This is a genomic window from Ruminiclostridium sufflavum DSM 19573, assembly GCF_003208175.1.
Lineage (GTDB): Bacteria > Bacillota > Clostridia > Acetivibrionales > DSM-1351 > Ruminiclostridium > Ruminiclostridium sufflavum.
Map to the genome: position 1 here is coordinate 1 of NZ_QKMR01000043.1, position 4,894 is coordinate 4,894.

Consider the following 4,894-nt stretch of genomic DNA (forward strand, 5'->3'; position numbering starts at 1 on the left):
GATTTATCTTCTATTGGCGGGTAAAGCATAGACATTAATTTTTTTATCACTAAGGTCAATAGGCCATGATATCCCTGCCTTTTCGGCTCTTGTTAGAATTTCGGATACAGTTGATTTGCCGCAATTACATGCCTTACCAATTTCTCTTAGTGATAGTCCTACTTCATGTTTCAACCTTAAAATTTCTCTTGCTTTCAGCATTTCCAGCCTCCTCATCGTCTGGCCCCCTTTAATCATACTGATTAAAGAGTAGCAGTTAATTTATTAACTCGACAAGGTGTCCGGATAATTCCGAAATGCTGTCCGGATGTTTCCGGAATCAGTGTCCGGATGCGGCCGAAATATGCAAAGAGTGAGTAGATAATAAAAAATACATTAAGATTAGATTGTGAAAGCAATGCATATCTATTTATAAAATGGTTTCAAAAATATGTTAAAAAACAGCATTTACGTATCTTCTAATTTATGGTAATATATTTTAATAACCAGCATATTCGTAATCTTGTAAATTTTAAAACAATTGGAGAGTAGAGGTCTTAAAAAAGGATAGCTATTTATGTTTCATTAAGTATAATATGTTTGATTGTTATAGCACTATTTATCTATCTTTCAACTTTTGTCCAACCCAAATATTTGTTTCAGCAGAAATTACTAAAGTAAGTGATAAAGATTATAAAAGAATATTAACCAATGCACAGGTAATGTATCCAGCAAGGATATTGAAAAATTCAAAAACATAAGCATACAAATAAGAGTGGTAGAACCAATAGGTATAAATAACCATATAAAAATAGAAAAAGATACACTAAAGCAGTATTTAAAAGATAATAAGAATATTCTAATACTCGATGGTGGCTCATTTGAGCATGGAAATGAAAAAGAATATTCAGAAAACATGGAAGTTTATCTAATTAATTTATCAGAAACCGAATTTAAAAATATCCTTGAAGACTTTAAAATATCCTGGACTGATTTGTGGAATAAACAAAACAGTAACATTTTTTATTTGAAAGATTACTTAAATGTAATTAATTGGTAATATTCATTAATTAAAGAAATGTTAGTATAATTCTCAAGAATTACTGTTGCGGATACAATAAAACATTTTATAGATGTCTCAATTACTCCCATGGAGAAAATGCTCTATATGGCATCAATGAATGTGATTAAAAAATGGACTCAGAGATACCGGAACTGGGATCAGGTAATGAGCCAATTGATGATTATGTACGATGGAAGGCTAGAACTATACATTTAGAACAGTTAAGCCCCCACCGCCCTAAAGGGCTCGTCCTCATTGCCGGACGGGCTAGGCCCCAAAATACAGGGGTTAGGACATAGAGATATCATTATTAACATTATTGCCAGATTTATTCACCAACATGCATAATAATAAGAAAATATGGCAATAATTTAAATATAAAAATAAAATTTTAATAGTTAATACTTAGGAAATACTTAACCAAATACTAGTATAAAGATGCTCCATACACAAAATTATTTACATCCCCTTATATTCATATTATGAAAATTCAAATCTCAACAATCAAATGAACTCCTCTTCGCAGTAATTATCATACTGATGATGCCTGATATCACAAATGCAACTAAGATAACCGAACCCGCCTTTATATATGAAGTATTAATAGGTGCTTCTATAGAAACAACACCGTAGAAATCAAAAACTTTCTTTGCAAGGAATTTTATAGATGTCCTTAAATCAAAACTTCCCAAATCTGGAATTACAAATGTATATAGAAAAATTGTAACAATGCCCACTGTCATATTTTTAAATAATATTCCAAGTGTATATCCTATTTCTGAGAAAAGTAATGCAATCATATATCCAAAAGCGATTTTAGTTATAATTGATGATGAACTTGTATATGCTGTTTTGGAAATAAAGTCAGCCACTGGCACACTGCTATATAAGCTTTGGTAAACGATTAGTCCTATAATAAACGAAATAATTAAAGCTATTATCAAAATAGCAAAACTACTTAACATTAACGTTAAGTGTTTCACTGCACCCAAAACACTTCTACTATTCCTTACTGTCTTATGTTTCAATGTTTTATGCCTAATATCATATGTAGAAACGAATAATCCCAATATGCCAAATACTAATGGGAAAAATAAGGTTGAGGCCTCTAAAAACTCTGAGACCAAGTATTTAGGACTTGCAGAATATAGATATTTACCCACAGATTCCTTATAATACACGATAGGATTTTCAATTCTTTCTCCTCCTTTATGCTTCTCTACCTTATACTCCCCTTTTAAATCTGACTCAAGATCAAGACCATTGGATTTATAATAATTCTCATACTTTAGATAAGCTTCATGCGTATCAATAACCGCATTATAATTCATAAATAATATAATTCCAAACAGTGCACTAAGTAAAATTAGCGTTATGTAATAAATTTTAGAATTAATACCACACCTTAATTCTTGATTAATGCATTCTTTTATCATATATTTCCTCCAATGTTTCACCGCAGCTAGAAAAATTCTCTTCCAATAACACTATTTGTTCGTCTTTAAACGCGAACAAAGAATCAACTAACTCATTATAAAAGCTAAATTGATGCCCTGTCAGAAAAATAGTCATAGTTTCTGCCCACCTCTTAATATCATCTTTTAATTCTTTCATCATGTCGAAATCTAATCCATTTGAAATTTCATCCATAAATAGATATTTAGGCTGTAGTATTTCTACTAATGCTAATGCTAATTTTTTCTTTTGCCCGTAAGAGTAGGTTTTAACATTATTTTTTAACAAGGCATACTCTAAACGCTTTGTAGCGATTTCTATAATTTGCTTCTTAGATTTTTTGTTTTCTCCAAAAAGCATAAGATTTGTTATTCCACTGAGATTAGTATAAAAAGGACAATCATCCCATATTACTAAACATTTTTCTCTTACTTGATTTATATTTTTACAATCGAAAGTAATCTTCCCTTTATAATTTTCCATTTTCATTAAACATTTTATAAATGTTGTTTTTCCAGTACCATTAGCTCCCATAAGAAATGATATTTTATTACTTTCAATCTCAAAATTTGATTTATCAATAACACATTTTTTTGAATAACTTTTCGACAAATCCATACATTGTATCATAAAGCACTCCTCAATATATATTCAAAGTAAATATAAGTTAGTAATTTTATAACAACTAACTACAGAAGAAAAAAATTTGTTAGTGTTTTTACTAACTTATATTTACTAAGTATTTATAACATTACTTAAATATCAGTATTCCACTCATAAGCAGATCCAGCAAACACATGACATTGATCTAAAAAATCACGACGATATCCTATAGTTTGACCAAAAATTACTGCTCCTGCCAAAAATGTGGTTGTATAGTTATAATATATCTCTTTAATTGTAGAGGTAGACAACTTTCTCACACCTCCAGCTGATACTAGCAATCCACTTGATGTTTGCCATCCATCGCTTGCAGTAATTGTGAAATTTACGTTTTCAGTAGTCCAAGTGATAGTATCTTTAACGCAAGCGACATATTCTTGTCCTCTGATTAGTGTATCTGAAAACGTTGCAGATGTAGCAAAAGCACTTGAGGATGATGTAATAATACTCATTATACAAACTACTGTAACTACTAACTTTTTTAAATTTGTTTTATTTCTCATAATGAAATTTTCTCCTTCACAAAATAGATTGTTAAACAATTAGTGTACTATTTTTTACTAACAAACAAATAATAATAATTTTAGTTATATCACCTTCCTGTTTATGTATTTTTACAAACGTATCCTTCAAACGTTCTTTTTCGTTTTGTATACAAACTTAAATCAGAAGCTTTCTACGTTTGTGGTATATAAATACTATTGCACCATGATTTACAATAGTTGTTTAATTGTTACAGTATAAACTAAATCAAATGGTAATACAAGAAATATTTTACATTTATACGTAATGTATAAACATAATTTATAAACCCGTTTATAAACCAATTTAAAATAACCAACCAATCATAGTAAGGGAACTGAATCCTCAACTGAAACTGAACTCAGCCAGGGGATTTAGTTCCCTTACTTAATATTAAAACCTAACTTTTGATCTGCTTGTTCCATACACATAAAATTAGTGGTGAATTTTATCCCTTGTTCAGCAGCAACCTCTGTAATAGACACCGCAATTGATAAAGTCAGATTATTATATTAATCGAAAAATGTTATTTTCATATAGTGAAGTCACTGAATTTCTCTAATAGCACTTATTAGTCGGCTTTAGAAATATAGCACTTTTACTGTCTCAAGGCATCGTGGTCACGCTAATAAAACTATATGAAAATATATTCTTTTTAAGGTCTCAAGGCATTCCGAGATTGTCATCCCGCTAATTCTCTGTTCATTTATTCTCTGTTTCCATAGGCTATAACTTTCCTGATTGAACATGATTAACCTCCTAAATTTGTTTTCAGAAAGTTTATCACAATCAGCTTAATGATTCACGACGCCATGTTTTGAAGCACTTACAATTATAACTAAGACGCACACAAAAATACTAATATATTTCGTAAGCGCTCAATAAAAGAGCGCATTACACATTAACCATTCATTTGAGATAATACTTCCAAAGAACCTTTAGACTTTTTCAAGTTTTTCGTCAATGACTAAAAAGTCCAAAGCAATTTTGAGGAGGCTATCAGAAAATGGATAAAATCACAGATGCCAAAACCGAATTCAGGCGGAGGCAATGGACTCAAATAATTCAGGACTGCCAGAACAGTGGTATGACAGTTGTAGGCTGGTGCAGCCAGAACAACGTGAATACAAAATCATACTACTACTGGCTACGAAAAATTCGTTCCCTGGCATGTGAAACCGGAACACTTGTACCACAAAGAAATGAACAGAA

6 protein-coding genes and 1 pseudogene are annotated in these 4,894 nt (G+C 30.7%); 3 read left to right on the forward strand and 4 right to left on the reverse strand.

The features are described 5' to 3' along the window. Positions 1–3 precede the first annotated feature (3 nt). On the reverse strand, positions 4–216 hold the full coding sequence (locus tag LY28_RS18705) for a helix-turn-helix domain-containing protein (RefSeq protein ID WP_165835636.1): 213 nt from the start codon (positions 214–216) through the stop codon (positions 4–6). Positions 217–754: 538 nt separating this feature from the next. Between LY28_RS18705 and LY28_RS18710 the strand changes: the two genes are divergently transcribed. After that, positions 755–1,039 (forward strand): hypothetical protein, encoded by a 285-nt coding sequence (locus LY28_RS18710; RefSeq protein ID WP_110463682.1) that lies wholly within the window; start codon positions 755–757, stop codon positions 1,037–1,039. A gap of 90 nt (positions 1,040–1,129) precedes the next feature. Further along, positions 1,130–1,258: pseudogene (locus LY28_RS19640) on the forward strand (IS256 family transposase); the annotation flags it as partial. 281 nt (positions 1,259–1,539) lie between these two features. On the opposite strand, the gene LY28_RS18720 reads toward LY28_RS19640, so the two are convergent. The 3 genes from LY28_RS18720 to LY28_RS18730 form a co-directional block, all read right to left on the reverse strand. Continuing rightward, entirely contained in the window at positions 1,540–2,478 is a 939-nt protein-coding gene (locus tag LY28_RS18720) for a hypothetical protein (RefSeq protein ID WP_110463683.1), read from the reverse strand. Further along, positions 2,459–3,127 (reverse strand): ATP-binding cassette domain-containing protein, encoded by a 669-nt coding sequence (locus LY28_RS18725; RefSeq protein ID WP_110463684.1) that lies wholly within the window; start codon positions 3,125–3,127, stop codon positions 2,459–2,461. Before LY28_RS18725 ends, LY28_RS18720 begins: the two co-directional genes overlap by 20 nt. A 125-nt stretch (positions 3,128–3,252) precedes the next feature. Beyond that, on the reverse strand, positions 3,253–3,663 hold the full coding sequence (locus LY28_RS18730) for a hypothetical protein (RefSeq protein WP_110463685.1): 411 nt from the start codon (positions 3,661–3,663) through the stop codon (positions 3,253–3,255). Positions 3,664–4,688: 1,025 nt separating this feature from the next. Between LY28_RS18730 and tnpA the strand changes: the two genes are divergently transcribed. Continuing rightward, positions 4,689–4,894 (forward strand): IS66 family insertion sequence element accessory protein TnpA (tnpA, locus tag LY28_RS18735; protein ID WP_422785026.1); only part of this gene is annotated, 206 nt, incomplete at its 3' end.

Bases quoted from the DNA above. Each gene is read 5' to 3' on its own strand.
- LY28_RS18720 (WP_110463683.1), bottom strand. From the start codon at position 2,478: ATGATAAAAGAATGCATTAATCAAGAATTAAGGTGTGGTATTAATTCT.
- LY28_RS18725 (WP_110463684.1), bottom strand. From the start codon at position 3,127: ATGATACAATGTATGGATTTGTCGAAAAGTTATTCAAAAAAATGTGTT.
- LY28_RS18730 (WP_110463685.1), bottom strand. From the start codon at position 3,663: ATGAGAAATAAAACAAATTTAAAAAAGTTAGTAGTTACAGTAGTTTGT.
- LY28_RS18705 (WP_165835636.1), bottom strand. From the start codon at position 216: ATGAGGAGGCTGGAAATGCTGAAAGCAAGAGAAATTTTAAGGTTGAAA.